The organism is Desulfotomaculum sp. (genome assembly GCA_003513005.1).
Classification (GTDB): domain Bacteria; phylum Bacillota; class Desulfotomaculia; order Desulfotomaculales; family Nap2-2B; genus 46-80.
Genome location: DOTD01000080.1, coordinates 1 through 24,322 on the forward strand (window position 1 = coordinate 1; position 24,322 = coordinate 24,322).

General features: G+C 42.4%; 18 protein-coding genes. 14 read left to right on the forward strand and 4 right to left on the reverse strand.

The annotated features are described in order from the left end of the window. Window positions 1-3: 3 nt before the first annotated feature. Entirely contained in the window at window positions 4-1,032 is a 1,029-nt protein-coding gene (locus DEH07_10100) for a hypothetical protein (GenBank protein HBY04847.1), read from the reverse strand. Between the two features lie 101 nt (window positions 1,033-1,133). Continuing rightward, window positions 1,134-2,015 (reverse strand): hypothetical protein, encoded by an 882-nt coding sequence (locus DEH07_10105; protein ID HBY04848.1) that lies wholly within the window; start codon window positions 2,013-2,015, stop codon window positions 1,134-1,136. Window positions 2,016-2,636: 621 nt separating this feature from the next. Between DEH07_10105 and DEH07_10110 the strand changes: the two genes are divergently transcribed. The 6 genes from DEH07_10110 (at window position 2,637) to DEH07_10135 (ending at window position 7,215) form a co-directional block, all read left to right on the forward strand. After that, window positions 2,637-3,617, forward strand: coding sequence for a hypothetical protein (locus tag DEH07_10110; protein ID HBY04849.1), 981 nt, complete (start codon window positions 2,637-2,639; stop codon window positions 3,615-3,617). Between the two features lie 12 nt (window positions 3,618-3,629). Then, complete coding sequence (locus DEH07_10115; GenBank protein HBY04850.1) at window positions 3,630-3,920, forward strand: lasso peptide biosynthesis PqqD family chaperone; 291 nt, start codon at window positions 3,630-3,632, stop codon at window positions 3,918-3,920. Window positions 3,921-4,343: 423 nt separating this feature from the next. After that, window positions 4,344-6,146: an ABC transporter ATP-binding protein gene (locus DEH07_10120; protein HBY04851.1), complete on the forward strand. Its 1,803-nt coding sequence runs from the start codon at window positions 4,344-4,346 to the stop codon at window positions 6,144-6,146. Window positions 6,147-6,181: 35 nt separating this feature from the next. Continuing rightward, window positions 6,182-6,643 carry a lasso peptide biosynthesis B2 protein gene (locus tag DEH07_10125; protein ID HBY04852.1) on the forward strand — a complete coding sequence of 154 codons (462 nt, stop codon included), beginning with the start codon at window positions 6,182-6,184 and terminating at the stop codon, window positions 6,641-6,643. Between the two features lie 6 nt (window positions 6,644-6,649). Further along, on the forward strand, window positions 6,650-6,961 hold the full coding sequence (locus DEH07_10130; GenBank protein ID HBY04853.1) for a hypothetical protein: 312 nt from the start codon (window positions 6,650-6,652) through the stop codon (window positions 6,959-6,961). A 14-nt stretch (window positions 6,962-6,975) separates the two neighbouring features. Then, window positions 6,976-7,215: a hypothetical protein gene (locus DEH07_10135; protein HBY04854.1), complete on the forward strand. Its 240-nt coding sequence runs from the start codon at window positions 6,976-6,978 to the stop codon at window positions 7,213-7,215. A 139-nt stretch (window positions 7,216-7,354) separates the two neighbouring features. Here the strand turns inward: DEH07_10135 and DEH07_10140 are convergent, their stop codons facing one another. Beyond that, window positions 7,355-9,388, reverse strand: a complete 2,034-nt coding sequence (locus tag DEH07_10140; protein HBY04855.1) for a hypothetical protein — start codon at window positions 9,386-9,388, stop codon at window positions 7,355-7,357. Window positions 9,389-9,729: 341 nt separating this feature from the next. Between DEH07_10140 and DEH07_10145 the strand changes: the two genes are divergently transcribed. Together DEH07_10145 and DEH07_10150 are read left to right on the forward strand one after the other, a co-directional pair. After that, window positions 9,730-11,112, forward strand: a complete 1,383-nt coding sequence (locus tag DEH07_10145; protein ID HBY04856.1) for a hypothetical protein — start codon at window positions 9,730-9,732, stop codon at window positions 11,110-11,112. Window positions 11,113-11,551: 439 nt separating this feature from the next. Continuing rightward, complete coding sequence (locus DEH07_10150; protein ID HBY04857.1) at window positions 11,552-13,672, forward strand: hypothetical protein; 2,121 nt, start codon at window positions 11,552-11,554, stop codon at window positions 13,670-13,672. A gap of 208 nt (window positions 13,673-13,880) precedes the next feature. On the opposite strand, the gene DEH07_10155 is transcribed toward DEH07_10150, so the two are convergent. Next, the gene (locus DEH07_10155) at window positions 13,881-14,072 is read right to left on the reverse strand and encodes a hypothetical protein (GenBank protein ID HBY04858.1); all 192 of its coding nucleotides are present in this window, start codon (window positions 14,070-14,072) and stop codon (window positions 13,881-13,883) included. 508 nt (window positions 14,073-14,580) lie between these two features. On the opposite strand from DEH07_10155, the gene DEH07_10160 reads away from it, so the two are divergent. The 6 genes from DEH07_10160 (at window position 14,581) to DEH07_10185 (ending at window position 24,282) form a co-directional block, all read left to right on the forward strand. Continuing rightward, entirely contained in the window at window positions 14,581-16,905 is a 2,325-nt protein-coding gene (locus DEH07_10160; GenBank protein ID HBY04859.1) for a chemotaxis protein CheA, read from the forward strand. A gap of 47 nt (window positions 16,906-16,952) precedes the next feature. Beyond that, window positions 16,953-17,414, forward strand: a complete 462-nt coding sequence (locus DEH07_10165) for a chemotaxis protein CheW (GenBank protein ID HBY04860.1) — start codon at window positions 16,953-16,955, stop codon at window positions 17,412-17,414. Further along, window positions 17,415-20,648, forward strand: coding sequence for a hypothetical protein (locus tag DEH07_10170; GenBank protein HBY04861.1), 3,234 nt, complete (start codon window positions 17,415-17,417; stop codon window positions 20,646-20,648). It begins immediately after the preceding gene. Between the two features lie 85 nt (window positions 20,649-20,733). Next, window positions 20,734-21,546: a chemotaxis protein CheR gene (locus DEH07_10175; GenBank protein HBY04862.1), complete on the forward strand. Its 813-nt coding sequence runs from the start codon at window positions 20,734-20,736 to the stop codon at window positions 21,544-21,546. Window positions 21,547-21,562: 16 nt separating this feature from the next. Then, window positions 21,563-22,612 (forward strand): chemotaxis response regulator protein-glutamate methylesterase, encoded by a 1,050-nt coding sequence (locus DEH07_10180; protein ID HBY04863.1) that lies wholly within the window; start codon window positions 21,563-21,565, stop codon window positions 22,610-22,612. A 305-nt stretch (window positions 22,613-22,917) separates the two neighbouring features. Continuing rightward, window positions 22,918-24,282, forward strand: a complete 1,365-nt coding sequence (locus DEH07_10185; protein HBY04864.1) for a DNA recombination protein RmuC — start codon at window positions 22,918-22,920, stop codon at window positions 24,280-24,282. Window positions 24,283-24,322 lie beyond the last annotated feature (40 nt).

Consider the following 24,322-nt stretch of genomic DNA (forward strand, 5'->3'; position numbering starts at 1 on the left):
GGTCTACCCTCTTCCCCTCCCCGCCGCTCTTCCGATGAAATGTCCAAAATGTAATTCAATCCATATTTTATGGATGCTGTTTTCGCCATGGCCCAAAAGTATAAGCTTGCTTGGGCCGAAGGTTGCAACCTGCCTGCATAACTCGGAGCCGATGGAACCTCCGGCGCCGGTGATAAGTATTGTCTCTTTTTTAAGGTATCCGGCTATTTCCTTCAGATCAACCTGAACTGGCTCCCGCCTTAAAAGATCCTCCAGTTGTACAGGCCTGAGGCTGCTTACCGATACCTGTCCTTCGATAATCTGGTACACGCCTGGCAAGATTTTCAGCTCAGCTTTTGTGCTGCGGCATATCTCCACGATATCGCGTACTGCGGAAGCGCCTACTGAAGGCATAGCGATAACGATCAACTCAATTTTATATTTCCTGACGATATCTGGAATCTGCTCCCTTTTACCCAAAACAGGCAGACCCATTATTGTTAAATTGTGTTTATTACTATCATCATCTATAAATCCCACCGGAAGGATATCACTGTTGCGAGTTTTCATTTCTCTTACTACCATCGCTCCGGCGTCACCTGCGCCGATGATCAAGGTCCGCTTGCTGGGTATGGTTTTACTGCTCTTCTGGCGTTCATAATTAATGCGCAGAACCATCCTGGACCCTCCCACCAGCAGGATGGCATAAGCCCAATGCACAATAACGATAAATCTTGGTATAGGCGAAAAAAAGAAATAGGTAACAATTACAGTGCCCAAACTTCCCCAGGTGACTGCCTGGATAATAGCCATCATCTCTCCCAGGCTTGCATAGGCCCAGACCCGGTTATATAGCTTAAAAAAATAAAAAACTGGCAGAAACGCTATTATAATGACAGGGGCGAGCTTAAAATAGGCCATTAATTGCTGCAGGGCAGTTTCGTAGCCGTTGCTGGACCGCAGGATAACCGCTATAGCCAGCGCTATATTCAACAGTAATGCGTCAAACAATACGAGTAAAATAATTCTGGTGTAGTTTTTCAAAATAAACACCCTACTTTTTTCCTAATTGAAGTCTTTCCAGATGTTTATAATCTTGCCGGATGTGATTATCCAAAAAAGCATATATCTGAGACTAAAATTTTTATTCGTCGCTAACCTTCTCTTTCTTTTTTTGTCTTTCCTGGTTTCTCTGGTTTCTCTGTATCTTTCATTAATTCGATGATAAAAGATATACCCATAGAAACCATTAATCCAAGAATCAATGCCACAATTATGATTTTTATCCTTTCGGGTATAACTAAATAAGGACCCATGGCGGGGGAAACTACAACCAGGTTGGCTCCCCCAAAATCAAGGTTGCGGGCAATTTGAGCATTTGTAATTCCCTCGGATAAAAGAGCCAGGATATTATTAAGACGATCTTTCTCCGATGGACTTATAGTTTTCTGAAGTTCTTCTTTGATTGCTTCCGCCTGGTCTTGTAGATACTTGACGGAACGGTCTATTAAATCCTTGTTCCTTTCCGTCATCATGGCTATGAGTTCACGGCTTAGAGTATTGGCTATTTTGACCGCTAAATCAGGATTACTGTTATTGACAGTTACTTCGATTAGGTAGGAATCCTTTGTCACTGTCGTACTGATCTGACTGGCCAGATAGCGGGGTGTGTAACCCATCTTAAGCAAATCCATTTTTCTAATAACTCTCGTCATTAACGCTTCGCTCTTGATTACACCGACATAAGTATTCATTGTCAAGATTGGTGTCCGGTTGACATAGTTGATAATGGAATTCAGGTTGTCTTCCCGGCTGGATTGTGACTTCACCGTGTCGGTTGCCTGGGTTACCAGTAATAAAGTTTTTGCGTTATAGTATGGTTTTAAGATATAAAAACTGTAATAATAGCCGGCGCCTGCAAAAAGCAGAGTAAAAATAGTGATAAGTATGAAGTATTTTCTAATAACCTTCAATATGGCTCTTAAATCAGTTAATTGATCATCAGAATTATTTGAGAGATCCCGATCGCTCAATATAGTGCCTCCTTATTCGCCAAATATTTAGATCGGAACAAGAATATTGCCGGTTCATACCTTCTTGTTGGTGCATTACTAGCAAATGTCGTAACAAAAAATACCTTTCTTTGGTATTATAAATAATCTTGGGGACTATTACAATATGAATTTGTAAGTATTTGGAGAAACCTCTCATGAACAGCAAGTCTTCTTTATAAATAATTCGTTTAGATGATAGTTTTTATTAAGTATTAAAACGAAATTTTTATATATACCATGAATTACCATATGGGCATCCTTTTGCCATTTTAGAATGTTCTTCGTCAAGTCCTATTGTACCAAGACGAGGGTGTTTTTTGTTTTTTTATTTGTTAAATCTATGTAAATTTTCTAATTAAGCCGGAAAAATGTCTGGAATAAAATATTTATTTATGTTAATATAAGTAAAATCTTTATTTATATTATACTGGAGTTTTTATACACAGAGAGACATGGAATATCATTCCGACGCCTACAGCTATTCCAAGGACAAATATAAAATGGAATAAAAATTGGAGAGACAAGTATTTATAACATGATTGAACTAGCCGATAATACTTTTAAAGCTTTTTAAAATTCACAGTGTAAAAGTTGGGTTCAACAATGAGCAAAATTGTGTTTAACAGAAAAAAAAGAAGCGTAAGTTACCATTATAGTGTTTTTGGACTGCATATCTCATCTGATATTTTGCTGCCGGAATTGGTGGCGGTTGATCTGCCCGGAATGCCGGAGGTCACGATCAGATTAGGTCAGGCGCCGGATAGCTTCGCAGTTGACTTTGACAGATTTGAGAGTTATAAAGCTGAAAAAAACAAGTTATTACTACATATCCCCGGGGTGGCTTGTTATTATGTAACTAATGGAAACAATATCGTTGTGGAAACTGCGGAGAAATCGGAAGAAAGTTCAGTAAGGCTTTTTCTTCTGGGCACTACATTTGGCGCGCTGATGATGCAGCGTGGAATTCTACCCATTCACGGCAGCGCTATAATTATCAATGGATACTGTGTTATCTTTACCGGAATTTCAGGCGCCGGCAAATCAACTTTGTTAACTGCCTTCAGAAAAAGAGGTTATTCTTTTTTAACAGATGATGTTGCAGCGGTAACATTGGACAATGAAGGTACCCCCTGGGTACATCCAGCCTATCCTCAACAAAAACTATGGCGCGATAGCGCAGAAACCATGGATGTCGACATTGCCAACCTGACACCGTTTTATTCCAATAATATTGCAGATAAGTTTGCAGTGCCTGCGCTGAAAGGATATTGGCAATCACCTGCGCCGCTTGGCGCGGTATATGAACTGGAAGTTGAAAAAGACTGCAGCGCAGCTATCAGCCCGCTTGCAAGTATTGACAAGCTGGCAGTGCTGATGAGCCATACGTATCGGCCATGGTTAATAGACGGGTTGGGATTGAAAGCGGCGCATTTTAATCAATGTGTTGCAATAGCAAGACAGGTTTCTGTTTCTCGTCTGACCAGACCGGCAGGGGTAATCTCAGTTGAAGAACAGGTTAACCTTGTTTTACAGGATCTAGAGTCGCTGGTCAGAAAACAGGATCTGATAATGCAAGCCTTATAGAAAGGGATAATTATGGAAACAAAAAAGGAAATCAGTGAAGTTACCGTTGTAACCCAGGCTGCAGGGCTTGTGGCCGCCGATTTGGATGGAGAAAAAGTCATGTTGAACATTGATAAAGGCAGCTATTATGGTTTAAATGCTATCGGCAGTCAAATATGGGAATTATTAGCAGCGCCTCACACAATAAAAGAAATAGTGGATGTTCTTGTAAAAGAATACACTGTGGAAGAAACAATCTGCCGGCGTGATGTGTTGTCATTCGTAAACAAACTTTATGACCGGGGACTTATAGATATTGATTAGCCGGCAAAAAGAATTTATAATGACTTATATTCACATATTGAGAAATATTATAGTTTCTATTATATAAAAGGTAGGGGAAGGAAGTGCTTCCTTTGAAAAAGGTCTGGTCCGAACCGACAGTAATCGAGATCTCAACTAAAACGACAGAAAATTATCAAGCACACGGACTAAATGGACCACATTTACCAAATTTACCGCATGGATCAAATGGGCCACAAGGACCACACACACTACAAGTTATTAGCTGATTGAGCTGGTTAATTCAGCTCAATATATTGTTTCGTTTACTGTACATCGTGCGTAACTGCAGGTTCTAGCTTAGCTGATATAATGGCAATTACTAGATTGATATTATAATCTTCTAGTACCATGCGCTAAGCTCGAACCGCTTTTTTATTCATGAGTTAACGAGGAATCAGTATTATGGCTTTGATTTACGTTTATGTCAGGGAGTTATATAATCTATCGCGGATCAAGTTCGTGGTTAATTTTATACTGATGATTTCGCTTGGAATGATGGAAGGTATAAGCGTTTTAATGATTATACCATTATTAACGGTGGCCGGCGTCATTCCGGGTATAGAAGTAAGCAGCGGATTATCTTCTTTGCTGAATAATTTTTTTCAGAATATAGGTTTGCCGTTAAACCTGACAATGGTGCTTCTGTTATATATAAGCCTTAATTTTGGCCAGAGCTGGCTGCAGCGGCTTCAGTCCATAATTAAGTTCGAAATTCAGCAGTCGTTTGCTGTCGCCTTATCCGTCAGGCTCTTTAAAGCAGTGGCATACGCCGAATGGCAGCTGTTAATATCAAAGACGAAATCGGATATTACAAATGTCATCATTACCGAGCTCGAGCGCGTTTATTACGGTGTGAATTATTTCTTACAGCTGGTAACTACTTCTATAATTTCTTTAATCCAAATTACTATAGCTTTTATGATCGCGCCTGGTCTTACTTTAATGGTGCTGATCAGCGCTTTATTATTGTTTGTGTTTTTACAGACTTTTGCCAATGATTCCCGCAGGTTGGGAGAGGTGATTACAAGTTTAAACAGTAACCTGCTGTTTGATCTTACAGAACATTTAAACGGTTTAAAAGAAATCAAGAGCTATGGTGTTGAGGCTGCTCAGGTCGAAAACTTTATCAGAACACGTGAAATGATGAAGAAGAACCTGACCAGGTTCAATAATTTGCAAACCAGGACAGACATGATCTACAAAGTAGGCGCAGCCGTTTTTATAAGCCTTTTCTTGTTTAGCGCTGTTGAAATATTTAAGCTGAATCCCCAGGATTTCATCATAATCTCAGTTATTGCGGCCCGTCTCTGGCCAAAACTCTCTTCTTTCCAAATGGGGCTGCAGAACATAAACATTATGCTGCCCGCTTTTCATGCTTCTAAGGAATTAGAAGATGAATGTCTTGCCGCCAGAGAGAACCTTCCGCCTGGCGGAACATCAAAAAAGATAGAACTGAATCACGGAGTTATGTTTCGTGATGTTTCATTTGCTTATAATTCAAACCGTTCCGGCTACGCCGTTAAAGATCTGGATTTTATCCTTCCTGCAGGTACGACTACCGCTTTTGTCGGTGTTTCCGGGGCTGGCAAGAGTACTATTGTTGATCTGTTGATCGGACTGCTGAAGTCGAGCAAGGGAGATATTTTAATAGACGATGAACCACTGATGGAAAATTTACTCCCCTGGAGAAATTCCATCGGCTATGTTCCCCAGGACGCTCTTTTATTTAATGCCAGTATCAGGGAAAATATGCACTGGGTCTGTCCGGATGTTTCAGAAGAAAGAATTTGGGAAGCCTTACGGTTAGCTGCGGTTGATTCCTTTATCAGCAGTCTTCCCGACGGCCTTGATACGGTTGTAGGCGACAGAGGAGTACGCCTGTCCGGCGGAGAGCGTCAGCGAGTTGTGCTGGCAAGAGCGCTTTTAAAGAAACCCTCTGTCCTGATTTTGGACGAAGCCACTAGTTCCCTGGATACTGAAAACGAAAAGCGTATTCAACAAGCTATTGAAAACCTGCGGGGCAAGATGACGATCCTGGTTATTGCTCATCGCTTATCCACAATCAGGAACGCCGACAATATCCTTGTGCTGGAGCACGGGCAGATCGTAGAACGAGGCAACTACCAATCTTTAATGCAAAACAGGGACGGCAGATTTCATGCGTTAGCTTGTTTATACGAAAACGAGGCGCTGCCCTCAGTATGACGTTCCTTCATAATTACAAAAAGGACTTGTTTGTTTTGCTAAAAAACATTATTAAATTCTGTGCTTTGCCATGGCGGGAAAAGGGATTGTTTACAGAGGCCTTTTTTTTGACAGGAATGGTGCGTTTGATTATTTTAGCGCTGCCGTTCCGCTGGCTGGCGCCTGCTCTCGGCAAACATATGCAGGAATCGCCGGATAATGAAGATGTTATTAGACTAAAAGCAGCCAGGCGGATTGGCTGGATAGTTGAATCAGTGAGCCGCTTTACTCCATGGGAAAGCAAGTGCTTGGTACAGGCGATAACCGGTAAAATCATGCTCAGACAATACGGAATAGCCAATACGCTTTATCTCGGAGTGGGCAAGAATGAGCAGAGTCTTGTGGCTCATTCCTGGCTTAGATGCGGTAAGGTGATTTTAACCGGCGGTCACGACTTGCGCCGGTTTACTGTAGTAGGAAAGTTTGCTGATGATGGAAGACAGGCGGTAAGGGGATGAACTGCATTGGCTGAGAAGATTTTTAACCTGATTATAATCTCAATGTGTGTCTCATCTATATCTATTACATTAACAAGAGGCAGCCCCTTTTCTTTTTTGCGCGATTGGGCTTATAAACGCAGCAAATGGTTCGGAGCGCTGTTGAGCTGCACTTACTGTACCAGTCACTGGGTTGCCATAGTTATTGTTATTTTGGTCTATATTTATAACCCAATTATAAATATAACAAATATATTGTTCATTGACGCCGCCATAACAGTATTTGCAACCGTTGCGATTTCCACAATCATAACCGGCATAATAGTTAAAAAGTCATAAATTATGGGGGACTAATGAGCGGAGCAACTCATCTTCTTGCAGGCTTAATTTCTTTTGCGCTGGAATCATTTTTATCGTATAACTGCTCACCGTCAATGGTAAAAAGAGCAGCCTCCGTAAAAAGAGCAGCCTCCATTGTAGGAAAAGTAATTGAAAATAATATAGACCCGGGAACCCTGGACAGAATACAAAAGATTCGCCTGTCCAGGTTTAAAATGTCCTGCAGGTTCTCTTCGCGGAATACCCTGAATTAAAGGAAAACATTAGGAATGGCAATCTGACTGTTAACATTGAAACAGGAGTCGATTTAAGCAGCCAGATCAAGGAACTTCGGATTCTTGATCTGAGAATTCATTAAAAAAGTCCGCATAAAAGGTAATGATCCCTGCTTCGTTAATTCTCAACAAGCCTTTGAAAACAGTCAACCACTATCGGATCAAATTGAATACCGGCATATCTTCTAAGCTCCATTAACGCATCCTCTTTACGCAGCGCCTTCCTGTACGGCCGGTCGTTAGTCATTGCGTCATAAGCGTCAACAACTGACAGTATGCGGCATTCAACAGGAATTTCCTGCCCTGCAAGACCCAGCGGGTAACCTTTGCCGTTCCACCACTCGTGGTGTTTTAGTATCCAATCTGCTATCGGTACCAGTTCCGGCAGAGACAGAGCTATCTGATGGCCTATTTCGGTATGCTGTCTCATAGATTTAATCTCTTCTTCCGTTAGCGGACCGGGCTTAAAAAGTATGCTGTCGGATATGCCGACCTTGCCTATATCGTGAAACTGGGCTAAAAGCCGCAGATCGGTAATCTGATTGTCAGGCATTGAAACAATCTCTGCAAGACCTGTAACGAGATCTTCCATTCTCTTGGCGTGATCCTCGGTAATAAAATCCCTTACTTCCAATGTCTTCATCAGCGCCTGTACAATTGAGCTTCGGGCGCTTCTGCTTCGGTGAAGCTTTTCCCTGCCCATGTTGTTTTCCGCTTCCCTGAAAAGATTGCGGAGATCGCCGGAGTTACTCTTCCCAACAGAAAAACCCATGGAAATACTTAAAGGAAGTTGAACATTTTTTTCGTTATAAATCTCAATATTATTTTTGATCCTGGAACAAGCGGATCTAACAGTTTCATCGCTGCAGTTTGGAAGCAGGACGGCAAATTCGTCCCCCCCTACCCTGGCCACAACGTCCCCGGCCCTAAAAGCGTTTTTAATCATTTGAGAAGCCGCAGTAAGAATATTATCTCCATAACTGTGTCCAAGCTTATCGTTTATAAACTTAAGTCCGTCTATATCACACGCAATTATTCCTATGGAGGAAAACCTGCTTTCACCAAAACGGAGCATCTCTTCTTCAAAATAGGCGCGATTATAAAGACCGGTGAGGGAGTCGTGTAAACTCAAATATTCCAACTGCTCCCCTATTTCTTTTACTTCTGTAATATCCATGGATGTACAGAGCATAATTCTTGTCCCCTTGCAATAGACGGCGGCAACTGTCTCTGCTCTCCATCTTAACTCTCCGTTTTTAGTCATATACCGGTATTTGTATGGGAAAACACTCTCTCCCTTTAGTATCTTGATTGCCTTTTCCCTTACCGCTTTCCTGTCTTTAGGATAAACCAGATTCAAAGCGTTAGAACCCAGCAGTTCACTCTCCTGGTAACCCGTTTCCCTTAAAAGAACCGGGTTGATAAAACCAAATTTCCCATCTTTGATCAGATAAATACTCATCGGCAAATTGTTAAAGAGATTCTTAAAAATAGCTTCGGCGCGTCTGCGCTCTGCGTAGTAACGAACTACACCTTTACGTAATTTTTTGTCCATTCTCCTGTATTCAAAGTTTTCGACTTTCTCCCAGCAGCCATCGCGTCTAACTAAGGCATACCGGTAGTTAACTATTATGTCTAACGCTTGATTCACCTGACAATGATCTAAAGAATAAGTACATACTGCAAGAATCTTATTTTTAAGGATATCTTTATTAGAATCTTTTTCATAACTGCAAAGATCTTTGATTTGCTTACTGCTTAACCAGGACATGTCACCGGCTATCCTTAACCCTTCAAATCCTAAAGCCAGGGCTTGATTATGTCTTTTATTCAGGACCTCCATTGCCTTTTCAAGGTTAAAAATATCATCAACAAAATACCAATCCAGATAAGAAACAATTTCTATCTGTTTTCTTTCCAGATAATATTTGAGATCAGGAATGCTCTCCCCAATTAACGTTTCAGCCTCTTTTGCATCAAGCAATCCGGAAGTGACCAAAATGCAATATTCATTACTCTGCAAACCGGCTGTAAAATAGGGAATCAAAATATCCGCCAAGTCTTGTTTCGTTTTGTAAAAGGCACAAAAATGTGTATCCCAGGGAACGCTGGGCAGTATGCCGAGACCCGTCTTTCTTTTTCTTGCTTTCATATTAAACAACTCCTATTACCTTTTATTAAAAATACCCGTTGAATTAAATCCAATGAATTCTCATCTTAATGATTGCGCTGCATTAGCAGCATGGGGATCTATCCTGTTCTTAAAATAGTTATCGGTTTGTCTTAAAAAATATATAGTCCAGCCGCTTCATAAAAAAGCAACTGCTTTATGTACCCTTTCAAACCGTTTAATTGACACGGCAAATTATTTTTGATATAAAAAATCAGGCGTCATAAAGGCATACCGGCTGGAGTTCAATAATTCTACTTCTTCGCCCCGGCGATTGGTCCGGCCCTGGGGGGGGTTATCTGGTAGAATACGTCAACTGGCGGATGATCTATTACTTATCAATGCAGGCGGCGCTTTATCATCTGTCTTCAACTTTATCCATTACCCCGCAGGCGCCTTTAAAGGATAAGGAGGTCCTAAAATTGAAACCCGAACAAATTCTTTCCGACCTAATCAAAATAAATACGGTTAACCCGCCTGGAAATGAGACGGCTGCAGCCGTTTATCTCAAACAAATTTTTGATTCTGCAGGTATTCCAAATGAGATCATTGAATCCGAAAAAGGACGCGGCAACTTTATCGCCCGCCTTGGTGAAGGCGGCAGAAGACTTCTTTTTTTATCCCATACGGATGTAGTCCCGGCCGGTGATGACTGGGACGACGACCCTTTTTCAGGCAGTATTTACGACAATACGGTCCACGGGCGCGGCGCCTTGGACTGCAAGGGACTCACTGCTGCCCAGGCAAGCGCAATGCTTAATCTGGCACAAAACAAAACGCCCCTTAACGGAACGCTGATTTTTGCAGCCACTGCCGACGAGGAAAAAGGGGGCGGCTTTGGTGTAAAAATGCTTCTTGACCGGTATCCTGAAAAGCTGCGCAGCGATTTCGCCATCAATGAAGGCGCAGAGGAACCGGTGCAGTTAGGATCAAACACTGTTTTCTTTATCCAGGTTGGAGAAAAGGGCACTGCCTGGAGCAGATTAATTTCAAGAGGAAAAGCATGTCACGGTTCCATTCCAACTCTGGGGGAGAACGCGCTGGTCAAAATGGTTTCCTCAATTAAAGCTCTTTCCGGCTATAAGCCAGAGATAGTTCTTATCCCTGAAGTTAAGCGCCTGCTGACGGAATTATCAAAAATAAAAGGCTTCGGAGCATCGCTTAGCCCGGAAAATGCGGATAAAATAATCAGTTCCCTCGGAGACAAGAACCTGTCGGAAACTTTAAGGTCAATGACCAGGATGACCGTTTCCCCAAATATGATCTCAGGCGGTGAAAAGATCAATATCGTTCCCAGCCTGTGCCAGGCGGAAGTTGATATAAGGGTTTTGCCCGGCCAGAACCTGGAATATGTACGGGACGAACTGCGCAAATTTGTAAGCAGGGAAATCGAAATCGACGTTTTTAACTATCACCAGCCTACTTTTTCAACATCGGAAACGGAATATTACCGGCTTATCGAGAAAACAACCAGGGAAGCCGCCGGAGCGGGAGTAATCTGCCTTCCCTATATCTCCCCGGGCGCCACGGACTCCAGATATCTCCGGCTGGCCGGGATACCATCGTATGGAATTGGACACATGGCTGACGGATATGACCAGAGCGTTAAAGAGACTATCCATGGCAGAAATGAAAGGATTGATATACCGAGCCTTAAACTAAGGACTGACTTTCTGATCGCCCTGGCCAGGGGGTATCTAACTTAGTTTTTTGCCTCAAACCTTGCTGCACAGATAAACTGCTATGTATTCTTCCCGGTATTGTTTTTTTTCAATGCTGAATCCAGCCTTTTGAAGGAGTCCTTCCATAATCCAGTCAAGGGTTGAATATTTATCTTTTATATGAACTTCCAAATCCCTGGCCGGCCTGTCACCGGCATATTGCTTCATATTGCCTATTAAAGTGTCAAAATAAAGGCTGTAATCCTCTACATCGGATGGATAAACAATATCTCTTAGAAAAAGGCGTCCTCCGCCTTTTAGCAGGCTGCTGATCCGTTTTAAGGCGATTTAAGAGCGTTAATTATTTCTTTGTTTTCCTTTTTAATATTCTCTACAATTTTTCCTGCACGGGCAATTTGCAGGAACAAATTGGGTGTTCCATTCGTCTATTTTATATACAAATTGAAAAGGGGTGTTTGTTTCGATGAAAAATTTTCATCTGAAGGGATCAATTATTTTGGCTGCGGCATTGTTGACGTTCTTCTTCTTGTTCAGCCCAGCCATATATTCAGAAGAAATGGGAAAGAGCGACCTGAAAACATTTAATTCCTATTCCGAATTAAAAGACTTCCTGCTCAGCAACAGGAAGTTCATGCAGAAATTCAGCATGTTCTCCTATGATTTTCCTTTATTAACCGGGGCAATGAAAGAAAACATCTCCATGCCCAGCCTGCAGATGCAGGATGAATCAGGCGGAACTTCAGGTTCCAGAGATTTTTCAACAACCAATAATCAGGTCGACGGGGTTGAAGAAGGTGATTTGGTGCAGTGTGACGGCAAATATATTTACGCTGCAAACAGCCGGGGAATTAGCATTATTTATGCATATCCCGCTGAAAAAGCAAAGGTCGTTTCTAAAATAAGCTTTGCGGCTGAAGCGGCGCCAAATGAAATCTATTTAAATAAAAACAAGCTGGCTGTAATTCTTGGAGACTGGCATTCCCAACCAGGTGTAATAATTAAAGTTTTCGATATTTCCGATCATGAGAAACCTGTTCTGGAGAGGGATATAGACTTCAAAGGCAATTATATAAATTCAAGAATGGTCGGGAATTACGTTTATGCAATTGCCAACACACCGGCAGTTGAATATGAGCCGGCATCCGGCGAGGAACAAGTCCGGCTACCTGAAATCAGCTTTAACACTAAGAATGAAACAATCAACGTTAAAGACATATATTATTTTGATTATCCTGACTACTATAATCAGTATACCTTGCTGATGTCATTTAATATTCTTAATAACAACGAGGCTGCGGCATGTAAGACATTCTTATCCGGTTCATCCCAAAATATTTATTCCTCCCAGGAAAATATCTATCTGTTAAGTCCTAAAATTCCTGACGTGCAAAATTATGTCCAAAAAACAATCAGCAGCCTTAAGGAAGCTCTGCCCTATAATACTGCCAGGCAATTAGACGGACTTTCAACTTTAAGTCCCGTTAAACAGATAGACGGACTTGAAAAAATTATTAACGAAAACTTAAGCAGTTTTAGCGATCAGCAGGTGAATACCCTTGAACAGAAAATGGACAGTTTATTTGGAGACTTGAATAATAAAATAAACCAGGAAAACAGAAAAACTGTAATCCGGAGGTTTTCCATCAAAAATGGCGGAATAACTTTCAGTCGTCAAGGTGAGATTCCGGGTTACGTGTTAAACCAATTCTCCATGGACGAATATAATGGATTCTTCAGAGCAGCAACGACTTCTCAAAGATTTACCTTTGGCGAACCTTTATCGACCTCCAACAACATATATATACTTGATCAGGAAATGAAGATTGCGGGAAGACTGGAAGGGCTGGCCCCTTCGGAAAAAATTTATTCGGTCCGGTATTTTGGACCCAGAGCATATCTTGTCACATTCCGGCAAATGGACCCGTTATTTACGGTTGATTTAAAAGACCCTTACAATCCCAAAGTTCTTGGAGAGCTGAAGATTCCGGGTTATTCGGATTATCTGCATCCTTTTGATGAAAACCATCTTATTGGAATAGGCAAAGAATCGTCTATGTCGCAACCCATTCCCGCAGATGAACTTTTAGGTGACCAATTCCGGGCTATGCCTGTTCTTCCCCGAACAGGAGGACCATATTTAAAAATAGGGTTATTTGATGTGAGCGATCCGGCAAATCCTAAAGAAATATCTAAATACATTATTGATCAAGAAGGTTCGGACTCTCTGGCGCTAAAGGATCATCACGCTTTCCTGTTCAGCCGTTCAAAAAACCTTTTAGTCCTGCCCGTTTCATTTTATCAAGAGCAGGTACAAACAAAAAACGGTTTTTGGGAAGACATCCTTAGTGACGCCTGGCAGGGGGCATACGTATTCGGGATAAGCATAAAAAACGGAATTAGCTTAAAAGGTAGGGTTAATCATTCAGAAGAAAAGATAATCAACGAACAAAATACTTACTACGAAAACGGTATAAAAAGGTCTCTTTATATTAATGACGTCCTCTATACTGTTTCAGAACACATGGTTAAAGCAAGCTCTCTTGAGAACCTAAAAGTTTTAAAAGAGATCGATTTAGGTGTTTAAAGGGAATACTTTGACGCTCATAGCGCTGAGTTTTAATTAAAATCTGAGGGTTTAAAGAAAGTCGTTATTCACAGATGAGCGATATTGCTTGAGTGCCGCTGCAACGCCCGTTGAAGCTTCGGTTACAGATCCACGGTGCGAAAACAGCGGCACACTTAATGTTTCTTGAAAAGGCTTTATAATGTCGGGAACTTAATGCTCGATTTATTTATAATTTTGAATATGTTTTTTTAAAAATATCCCTGTCACAGGGGTAAAGTTCTCCCTTTATCCCAATAATAAGATAGTCCCCCGGTTTTCCTTCCATCTTGCCTTCCAGTGTATCAACTGAAAATGTGTCTTCCATTTGTCTGGCTAAGACAGGTATTGGTTTCTTCACATATTTATCAAAAACTCCCATTTGAGATATTTGCTCCGGCTTGACAAAAAGCATTAGATTACCCCCTATTTGTTATTTTTCTAGCTTATCCAGTTTCATTCAAGAAATACGGGGTAAAAATGGCCGAAAAAAGTACCGTTCAGCTTTGCTTATCTTCTGCTTTGCGCCAGTTCCCCCACGGCGCAACCACCAATTCGCCCGAGTCAAGGCGGACCAGTATATTTCTCGGCCCGGGACCTTTAGCCCGTACAATCACCATGCCGCACTCGCCGTATAAACGGCGCCTGTGATCACGGTTTACATAACGTACACGTATTTCTTTAATAAATATAACCTCCTCACCACAAGTAAAATACGGTGATTAAAAATTATTATAGCTTATCTCAAAGGCTTCATCACTCCGAGAATAAAACGAAGATAATGTCGAATATGCTCGCATTATGTTGTTTAGAAAAATAGAACATGTGCCGATTATTAAAAAACGAGATATTTCTCTTTTTACTTTTTGGCGCCTATTCTAAGGTATTAAATGATTATTAAAGTAAACCCGGGCAGGAGGAAAGAAATAGCCGTGAACGATTTATTAGCTGAAAAAATGGAAATGTTAAACCTGTTTATAGCCGATAGCCGCGAACTTCTTGATGATGCGGAACCACAAATTATTGTTATAGAAAAAAGCGCTCTTAATTCAGGGAAAATTGATCAGGAAGCCCTGAACGCAGTTTTTCGTTTGTTTCACTCTGTTAAGGGCTCGGCTTCTTTCCTTGAACTCCATAATGTAATCAGAGTAACGCATGAAGCAGAAACGTTGTTGGATATTTTGCGTCAAGGAGAGGTAACTATTAAACCAGGACATGTTGATTTGCTGATTGGCGCCGTTGACCTGGTTAGAAATATTCTGGATGTAGTGGAAGAACGTCAAAGCGATACGGGTTTTGAAGACAGCGCTGAAAAAATAAGCAATGAACTCACAAGGACAATTAACTCTTTATCCTGCCGGAACCAGGTTGATACTGAAAAAGGAGAAAACAATGTCTTACCTGCTCCTGAAGAAACAGAACTAATGAATAGTCCCATAAACGAAGCCAATGAGATTCCTGCCGAAAAAGACTCCGAAGATATTCTTAACAGTGATGAAATTCTAGAACATTTCATAGAAGAGGCAAATGAGCTTCTAGACGAAGCTGAAAACGTTCTTCTTCAATTGGAAGGATTGCCTGATGATCTTGAACTGGCAAATAATTGCTTCCGTTTCATTCACAGTTTTAAAGGCAACGCTGGTTTTCTCGGGTTTGAGCCGCTAGAAAAAGTAAGTTTCCACGTTGAGAATATCCTTGGAGAAATTAGAGAAGGAAGACAAGCCTGCAGCTCAATAACAATTTCTTTCCTGCTCTACGCTGTTGACGCGCTGCGTAACGCAGTAGCGTTAATTAATGATGGTAAAGATCCTGAAATACCGGGCATAGACGAACTGGTCAAACGCCTTGAAAAACTTATCGTTCCGGCTGCTGAAAAACCAGTCGAAACAGCGTCTGTTCAGCCAGTGAATAAACCTGAAGAATATACAGAGAGTAAAAAAGAACAAAGCCTTCAAACTATAACACAGCCTGAAACCGAAAAAAAGGCGCCGGCAGCCGAAAACGGAAAGGAAAACGCCGCGCCTGAAAAACAGCCTCAGCAAGCGCAACAGCAGGCAATCAGAGTTGATGTCGATAAACTTGATACACTCCTGGATTTGATTGGAGAACTTGTTATTGCTGAAGCAATGGTTGTTAACAACCAAACTTTAAGGGACCTTCAAATGGAAGGTATTGAAAAGACGGTAACACAGTTAGATAAAATAACCAGGGAGATTCAGGAAGTATCTATGTCCATGAGAATGATCCCCCTTGGCGGAACATTCCGTAAAATGGTACGTCTGGTACGCGACCTTGCTAATAAGGGAAATAAAAAAGTCAACCTGGAAATAATCGGTGAGGAAACGGAAGTGGACAAAACAATAATAGAACATATTTCTGATCCACTGGTGCACCTGATCCGTAATGCGATGGATCATGGAATAGAAAAACCTGAAGAAAGAAAGGCCGTTGGAAAACCGGAAACCGGCCGCTTGACAATTGAAGCAAAGCACTCGTTAGGTGAAGTTTGGATAGTCATAGAAGATGACGGTAAAGGGTTGAACAGGGAAAAAATATTGCAAAAGGGGGTTGAACGCGGTTTAGTCCATAGCGGTGACACTGATTTAAAAGATGAGGAAATCTGGAAACTTATTTTTGAACCGGGTTTTTCAACAGCCGAACAGGTTTCTGATATCTCAGGACGCGGAGTCGGCATGGACGTGGTCAAGAAAAATATCGAAAAACTGCGGGGACGGGTGGAAGTCCGAAGCAAGGCAGGAAAAGGCACTATGTTTGTTGTCCGTATTCCGCTCACTCTTGCCATAATTGAAGGAATGGTTGTAAAAGTCGGGCAAAACCGTTATATAATTCCAATTGTTTCTATAAAAGAATCATTTCAGGCCGGGGCGGATCAGATCACATATACACCTGATAAGTTGGAAATCGTTAGCGTCCGCGGAGAACTTCTGCCTGTCCTTCGTCTGCACGAACTTTATGATATTGAACCTTTGCACCAGGAACTTTCTGACGGGATATTAATGATCGTTGCCAGCGATGAAAATAAATGCTGCTTATTTGTTGACGAATTAATTGGTCAGCAGCAGATTGTCATAAAGGGACTTCCGGCCTATCTTGGTTATGCAAAAGGGATCTCAGGCTGCGCAATTTTAAGCGATGGAGATATCAGTATGATTCTCGACATTGAAGATTTAATAATTTCCGTGGAAAATAAATAAAAAATTGAGGTGGGACTGTGAGTGTTAAAGAAAGATTGGAAGTAGATCTGCTGGAGGATGATTATGACGATGAAGACACCCAGGAGGATAAGTTTTTAACCTTTATTCTGAGCAGAGAGGAATACGGCATCGAAATCAGGTACGTCACAGAGATCGTGGGCATTCAAAATATTACCCAGGTCCCGGACATGCCAGGTTTTATCAAAGGAGTAATCAACCTTCGCGGTAAAGTTATCCCTGTTATGGACGTACGTCTGCGCTTTGATATAGAAGAACGTCCCTACGATGACCGCACATGTATTGTTGTCATAAATATTAATGAACAGGCTGTAGGGCTAATTGTTGACAGGGTGTCTGAGGTTCTGGACATACCGAAAACTGAAATAGAACTGCCACCCAAAATAAGGAGGAGTGAAAGAAGCAATTTTATCCAGGGTTTAGGCAAGGTAGGCGATAAGGTAAAAATTCTGCTCAACGCCAACAAACTACTTTATGAGGGGGAAGAATAAATGCACAACGGTTCAGAAGAAGCAGTTGAAAAGAACACCGGTAAGAAGGCTGAAAACAGTCAGAAAGACTTTTCCGTATTTGACTTACTTGATACTCCTGTTTTGGTTATAGGGAAGGACAGCAATATCATCTACGTGAATCAGTGTCTTTCCGCCATGGCAGGACAAACAAAGGACAAAACAGCCGGCAGTTCAGTAACTGCATTAATTAATACAAAAGATAACCTGTTTGAAAAAGCGTTGGCCGATGGCAAGAAAACCAGCTTTGAAGTCAGAGCAATTATTAATGACAGGAAGGCTACTCTGGAATGCGACCTTACACCTGTTTTTGCCGAGAAAGGCAAAAAAGAAGCAGCTTATTTTATTGGCTTAATCAGGGATATAACAGAACTGGAAAAGAATATGCGCGTCACAAACAGGAAAGCAAAGGTTCTTAACGAAATCCCCACACCGGTTATAGCAGTTGATAATGATCTGAATGTCTATTTTGTAAATCGTGCTGCGTCTTTATTGGTTGGAAAAACACAGGAAGCGTGCTATGATCAAAAGTGTTACGGCTTGTTCAACATGGGCTGCTGCAATACGGATGACTGCCAGGTTGCCAGGGCGATAAAGGGGAAAGGAGTATATACAGGAGATGCAGTAGCCAGCCTTTCCTCCGGAGATCTGCCCATTCGCTGTACAGCCTCACCAATCCTGGATGGAAACGGCAATATTGTTGGCGGCATGGAATACATGCTTGATATCTCTGAAGAGGTAAAAGCAGTTGAAGAAATCAGCAAGATAATGGAAGCTGCCAACAACGGCAATCTTGAGACAAGAGGCAATCTCGAAAACTATAAAATGTCCGGATACAAAAAAATAGTCCAAGGCTTCAACGACACTCTTGACGCCTTCACCACTCCTTTGAAATTGGCGGCGGAGTATATCGACAGCTTTACCCAGGGCAATACACCGCCTATAATTACAGATGAGTATAAGGGCGACTTCAATACAATTAAAAACAACCTGAACTCATTTATCGAAGAAATCGGAGCCCTTGTTGATGAAATAGGCGTCGTTATAACCGCAGGCAAAGAAGGCAAACTGGACCAAAGGGCCAATCCGGACCGTGTGCAGGGTGTCTGGCGCAAGATTCTGCGCGGAACAAATGACGCCGTGGACGAAATAGTAAGACCGCTGAAAATATCAGCCGATTATGTCGAACAGATAGCCAAAGGGGACATGCCGCCGAAAATAACTGAAGAATATAAAGGTGATTTCAATGAAATTAAGAACAACCTGAACATGCTGATCGGCGCAACCGAGCAGATTGCCATTACTGCCCAAATGATCGCCAATGGCAACCTCGATGTATCTTTCAGCGCCAGATCCGAAAACGATATTCTGATGATGTCGCTCATGACCATGATAAGCAAATTAAAAGGTGTTTTTACTGATATTGAAGCTCTCGCGCAGGCGGCCATGGCGGGAGATGTCTCCAAACGCAAAGATGTCTCCGGACTGGATGGCGCCTACTTGAAGATAATTTTCGTCATGAACCAGTTGTTTGATTCGATGGCCGAACCGGTAAACGAATTAACCGACGTCCTCGGCAGAATGGCGGTCAATGATTATACCAAAAAGATAGAAAAGCAATACAGCGGAGTCTGGAATGAACTCGCTTTTGCTGTCAGCGGCGTTCATGGCAGAATGGAGAAAATTCTAAATACAACAATTAATATCGCTAACGGATCGCTTGCTGATCTGGATGAGTACCATCAAGTAGTCCGCAGAAGCGAAAACGATCTGCTTATGCCTGCTTTCACAAGGGCGATGGAATCCATTCAAAAATGCGCAGAAGATGCAAATATGCTGGCCTGGGCTTGTGTTGAAGGAAAACTCGAAACCAGGGCGGACGTTTCCCAGCATGCGGGCGAATACCGCAAGATAATCGAAGGCATGAACGGTATGCTCGACGCAGTATCGGTTCCGGTTACTGAAACCATTACTTGTCTGAAAGCAATGTCTGAGGGCGAACTTGACGTGAGGATGACCGGAGACTACAAAGGCGATTATACCATCGTTAAAGATTCGCTTAATACAAGCCTTGAATCCTTGAATGGAATCATCAAAAAGGAGGCGGTAAGATGCCTTCAGGAGATGGCCAAAGGTAACATGGATGTTTCGGTAGAAGGAGAATACAAGGGCGACTTCGTCTTAATCAAAGACGCTTTAAACACTACAATATCCAGTATGAATGACCTTTTAAACCAGGTAACTGTGGTGGCCGATCAGGTTGCCGCAGGTTCTCAGCAGGTATCGGATTCAAGCCAGTCGCTTTCCCAGGGCGCTACAGAGTCGGCCAGTTCGCTTCAGGAGATCTCCTCTTCGATGCAGGAGATGTCCAAGCAGACCAAGCAGACTTCCGAAAACGCTTCTTTGGTCAGTCAGCTGTCTGTCCAGGCAAAACAGAGCGCTGAAAAAGGGTCCGACCAGATGACCAACATGGTCAAGGCAATGAATGACATTAACGAATCAGCCTCCAACGTATCCAAGATTATCAAGGCAATCGACGAGGTAGCCTTCCAGACAAACCTTCTTGCCCTTAACGCCGCGGTTGAGGCAGCGCGCGCAGGCAAACACGGCAAAGGTTTTACGGTGGTCGCCGAAGAAGTAAGGAACCTTGCCCAGCGCAGCGCCAAAGCTGCCAGGGAAACAGCCGAAATGATTGAAAGTTCGATTAAGAAAACCGAAGTCGGCACAAAGATAGCCGAAGAAACATCCAAGGCCCTTGAAGAAATAACTATAGGATCAACCAAGATCACCGATGTTATCGGTGAACTTGCCTCGGCTTCGAAGGAGCAGGCCATGGGTATTGACCAGGTCAGCGAGGCATTTGATCAGGTTGATAAGGTAACCCAGCAGAACATGGCCAGCGCGCAGGAAATGGCTTCAGCGAGCGAAGAGCTTTCCAGTCAGGCAATTCAGTTAAAACAGACCCTGCGCAAGTTCAGGCTTAGAAAACAAAGCTTTGGCAGTTCCGCAGCAAACGCGCTGCCGCAAGGGATAACACCCGAAATGCTCCGGATGCTGCAGTCGATGATTCAAAGCCAGCAGACGCAGGATCAGGGATTCTCCCTGGCAGGACTCAAGTTGGAAAACAACAACAACGGCGGCACAAAAAAAGCCGCTTCCAGATTAAGGCCTGAGGAAATAATTTCTTTGGACGACACTGACTTCGGCCGTTTCTAAGTTTTTCTTAAAGCTAAAAGCAGACAAGGGGTAAACTCCCCTTGTCTGCTTTTTAAAAAATATACTTGAGGGGAAATTGAACGAAATGCAGCTTAGTCAAAAGGAATACGAATTAATCGGCGGTCTTATCTACGATAAATTCGGAATTAGCCTGAACGAACAAAAGCAAACTTTGATCACCGGAAGACTGCAGAATGTGCTTCAGCAGGGCGGATTTACAAGTTTTAAGGATTACTATCAGTATGTGGCCGGAGAAACAAGCGGAAGCGCGCTTCTAACGCTCATCGACAGAATTTCTACTAACCATACCTATTTTTTCCGTGAAAAGGATCATTTTGGCTTTATTAAGGAAACCTTGCTGCCCCAAATTGTCAAACCACTTGAAAGAAATAATGAAAAAGAATTTAAGATCTGGTGCGCAGGATGTTCCTCGGGAGAAGAACCCTATACAGCCGCTATGGTTATTTCAGAAAGTATCAGCCAGGGATCAATTTTTTATATATTAGCCACGGATATTTCAGTCAGTTCCCTGGATAAAGCAATTAGAGGAAATTATACAAAAGAACAACTGGAAACAGTTCCGCCGTCATACCGTCAGAAATATTTTGTCTCAGTCGGGGATGGCGTTTGGACGATTCATCAAAATTTAAAGAACAAGGTGCTCTTCCGAAGGCTGAACCTGATCCAGGATAGTTACCCTTTTAAAGGCAAGTTTGATGTTATCTTCTGCCGGAATGTAATGATTTATTTTGACAGCCCAACCCGCCGGTCTCTTCTGGAACGGTTTCACCGCTACCTGGAGCCGGACGGGTACCTATTCATCGGGCATACAGAAACAATAGACCGTTCCCTTGGAGTTTTCAGTTACGTAAAACCCGCAATATACCAAAAAATTTAAAAAAGGTGAGCAGCTGATGAAAAAAATAAAAGTTCTAATAGTAGATGATTCTGCCCTGGTCAGGGAAATACTTGCCAAAGGGCTTTCTCAAGATCCGGAAATAGAAGTCGTTGGAACCGCTGCGGACCCTTATATTGCACGTGATAAAATTGTCCGTCTCCTACCTGATGTACTTACGCTGGATGTAGAAATGCCCAGGATGGACGGAATTGAATTTTTACGCCGTCTGATGCCGCAGTACCCTTTGCCTGTAGTGGTAGTCAGCGCATTAACGAAGAAAGGCGCATCTATAACTTTAGACGCCTTTGAAGCCGGGGCTGTAGAGGTTGTAACTAAACCGAACACTGATATTAAACGTGGTTTAACGATGATGCTGGATGAACTGCGAACCAAGGTAAAGATTGCAGCTTTAACGAATCTGAATGTATTGATAAGCAATAGAAATTCACAGCCGGTTCCCTTAAAAAAGCCCAGTCGGGCGCTTGCTGAATCAACTGACAAAGTAATCGCCATAGGAGCATCCACAGGAGGAACTGAAGCAATTCGCTCTATTATCAGCAGCTTTCATTCAACCATGCCGGGTACAGTAATCGTACAGCATATGCCTGCCGGGTTTACAAAGCATTTCGCAGAAAGATTGAACGGTTTGTCAGCCATGGAAGTAATGGAAGCTAAAACAGGAGATCGTGTAATGGACGGTCGTGTTCTGATTGCCCCGGGCGGACGTCAAATGAGAGTTGTCCGTTCCGGAGGCATTTACCAGGTAAACTGTGATTCAACTGAAGAGGTTAACGGCCACTGTCCCAGTGTGGAAGTGCTTTTTCAGTCAGTCGCTAAATACGCCGGCGCCAACGCGGCCGGAATTATGCTTACCGGTATGGGCGGCGATGGAGCCGAAGGCATGTTGGCCATGCGTCTTGCGGGCGCCAGGACAATAGCGCAGGATGAGGCTACTTCAATAGTCTTTGGTATGCCGAGAGTAGCTTATGAAAAGGGCGGCGCTGAATGCCTGCTTGCACTTAACAGTATACCGGGGGAAGTCGTTAAATTACTCAACGCAAGATAACATTTGGCTGTTTTTTAACAGACAGAAAGAGGTCCCGCTCAGAAAGAACGGGACCTTATTTTGTTTGCATAAGCCATTGTTTTAGGGAACACTCTGCATTTTTATAAACTATAAAGAATGAGATCTCATATATATGTATGAACGGCGTGAAATGTGTTATATTTATTCAGTATAAAATTAATTACGTTGTAACTTGTTGCATCTTAAAACCGTTTCCTCTATATATATTTATCGGACGCGACAATTAATAAATAAACCTGTTTTTCATATTTTATCAGGCTGATTTTAACTGAAAGGGATTCTTTATGGAAAAGACTCTAACCATTTTTCTTTTTATTTTTCTGACAAGCTTTCTGGTTTTTCTGATCTTTGAGAAAACGACAGTGTCTAAAGAAAAAAACAGAAGGATCAACGAGCTTGAGCTTGCCTTAAAAAACAAGGACTCCGAACTGTCCGAAGCCCGGGAAAATATCACGGGATTAAAGGAAAGAATTGCCCAGATAACAACGCTTCTTGAAAAAGAACACAATGATAATAAAGAGAAGCTTTTGATGCTGGAGGAAGCAAAAGAATCCCTTTCCAGCGCTTTTAAAGCTCTTTCTGCGGATGCCCTGCGTGTCAATAACCAGACCTTTTTGGAACTGGCCGCGACAGCTCTGGGAAAATATCAGGAAAGAGCAAAAAATGACCTTGAATCCCGCCAAAAAGCAGTTAATGAAATTGTCAAGCCCGTTCAAGATTCCCTGGAAAAAGTAGATCTTAAAATTAATGAACTGGAGAAATCACGTTTGGAAGCATATACGAGCCTTACCAAACAGGTTGAAGTATTATCCCGGACACAGGAAAGGCTCAAACTTGAGACAATTAACCTTGTCAATGCCCTCCGGACACCAAATGTTCGCGGGCGCTGGGGTGAAATTCAGCTTAAAAGAGTAGTCGAAATAGCCGGCATGGTTGAATACTGCGACTTTATCGAACAAGAATCAGTAAATACGGAACAGGGCCGCCTCCGGCCTGATTTAGTCGTTAAACTCCCCAATAATAAAAACATCGTCATCGATTCAAAAGCGCCTATTTTATCCTATATTGAGTCCTTGGAAATTCAGGATGAAAAAATTAAAGATGAAAAAATTAAAGAACACGCGCGCAATATACGCACCCACCTTGCTAAATTGGGCAGCAAATCATATTGGAGCCAGTTTGACCCCACTCCGGAATTTGTAGTTTTGTTTTTGCCGCGCGAAGCTTTTTTCAGCGCGGCGCTCGAACAAGAACCAGGACTAATCGAGTTCGGCGTTGAACAGCATGTCGTAATGGCTACCCCCACAACCTTGATTGCTCTTTTGCATGCGGTAGCCTATGGCTGGAAACAGGAAAGGCTGACCGAAAACGCAAAAGCCATCAGCATTTTGGGCAACCAGTTATACGAAAGGTTACGGGGCCTTGCCGGATATTTTTCCGATCTCAAAAAAGGCCTGGATAATTCAGTCGAAGCATACAACAGGGCCGTAGGCGCTCTGGAAAGCAGGGTGCTGGTCAGCGCACGTAAATTTAAGGAATACGGAACTGCAGCCGGAAACGAAATAAAAGATTCCGAAATTATTGAAAAAGAAACACGTGCAATACAAAACTTGGAATTATTAACCCCTCCGGCTGCAAACAACGAGTAGAGTAAATAATATTGCACCCTTAGATTAATGCTTATCATCC

What these genes read in the sequence shown, in the direction of transcription:
- DEH07_10110 (HBY04849.1), top strand. Translation starts at nt 2,637, where the DNA reads ATGAGCAAAATTGTGTTTAACAGAAAAAAAAGAAGCGTAAGTTACCAT.
- DEH07_10115 (HBY04850.1), top strand. Translation starts at nt 3,630, where the DNA reads ATGGAAACAAAAAAGGAAATCAGTGAAGTTACCGTTGTAACCCAGGCT.
- DEH07_10120 (HBY04851.1), top strand. Translation starts at nt 4,344, where the DNA reads ATGGCTTTGATTTACGTTTATGTCAGGGAGTTATATAATCTATCGCGG.
- DEH07_10135 (HBY04854.1), top strand. Translation starts at nt 6,976, where the DNA reads ATGAGCGGAGCAACTCATCTTCTTGCAGGCTTAATTTCTTTTGCGCTG.
- DEH07_10140 (HBY04855.1), bottom strand. Translation starts at nt 9,388, where the DNA reads ATGAAAGCAAGAAAAAGAAAGACGGGTCTCGGCATACTGCCCAGCGTT.
- DEH07_10145 (HBY04856.1), top strand. Translation starts at nt 9,730, where the DNA reads ATGATCTATTACTTATCAATGCAGGCGGCGCTTTATCATCTGTCTTCA.
- DEH07_10150 (HBY04857.1), top strand. Translation starts at nt 11,552, where the DNA reads ATGAAAAATTTTCATCTGAAGGGATCAATTATTTTGGCTGCGGCATTG.
- DEH07_10155 (HBY04858.1), bottom strand. Translation starts at nt 14,072, where the DNA reads ATGGGAGTTTTTGATAAATATGTGAAGAAACCAATACCTGTCTTAGCC.
- DEH07_10160 (HBY04859.1), top strand. Translation starts at nt 14,581, where the DNA reads ATGATTATTAAAGTAAACCCGGGCAGGAGGAAAGAAATAGCCGTGAAC.
- DEH07_10170 (HBY04861.1), top strand. Translation starts at nt 17,415, where the DNA reads ATGCACAACGGTTCAGAAGAAGCAGTTGAAAAGAACACCGGTAAGAAG.
- DEH07_10175 (HBY04862.1), top strand. Translation starts at nt 20,734, where the DNA reads ATGCAGCTTAGTCAAAAGGAATACGAATTAATCGGCGGTCTTATCTAC.
- DEH07_10180 (HBY04863.1), top strand. Translation starts at nt 21,563, where the DNA reads ATGAAAAAAATAAAAGTTCTAATAGTAGATGATTCTGCCCTGGTCAGG.
- DEH07_10185 (HBY04864.1), top strand. Translation starts at nt 22,918, where the DNA reads ATGGAAAAGACTCTAACCATTTTTCTTTTTATTTTTCTGACAAGCTTT.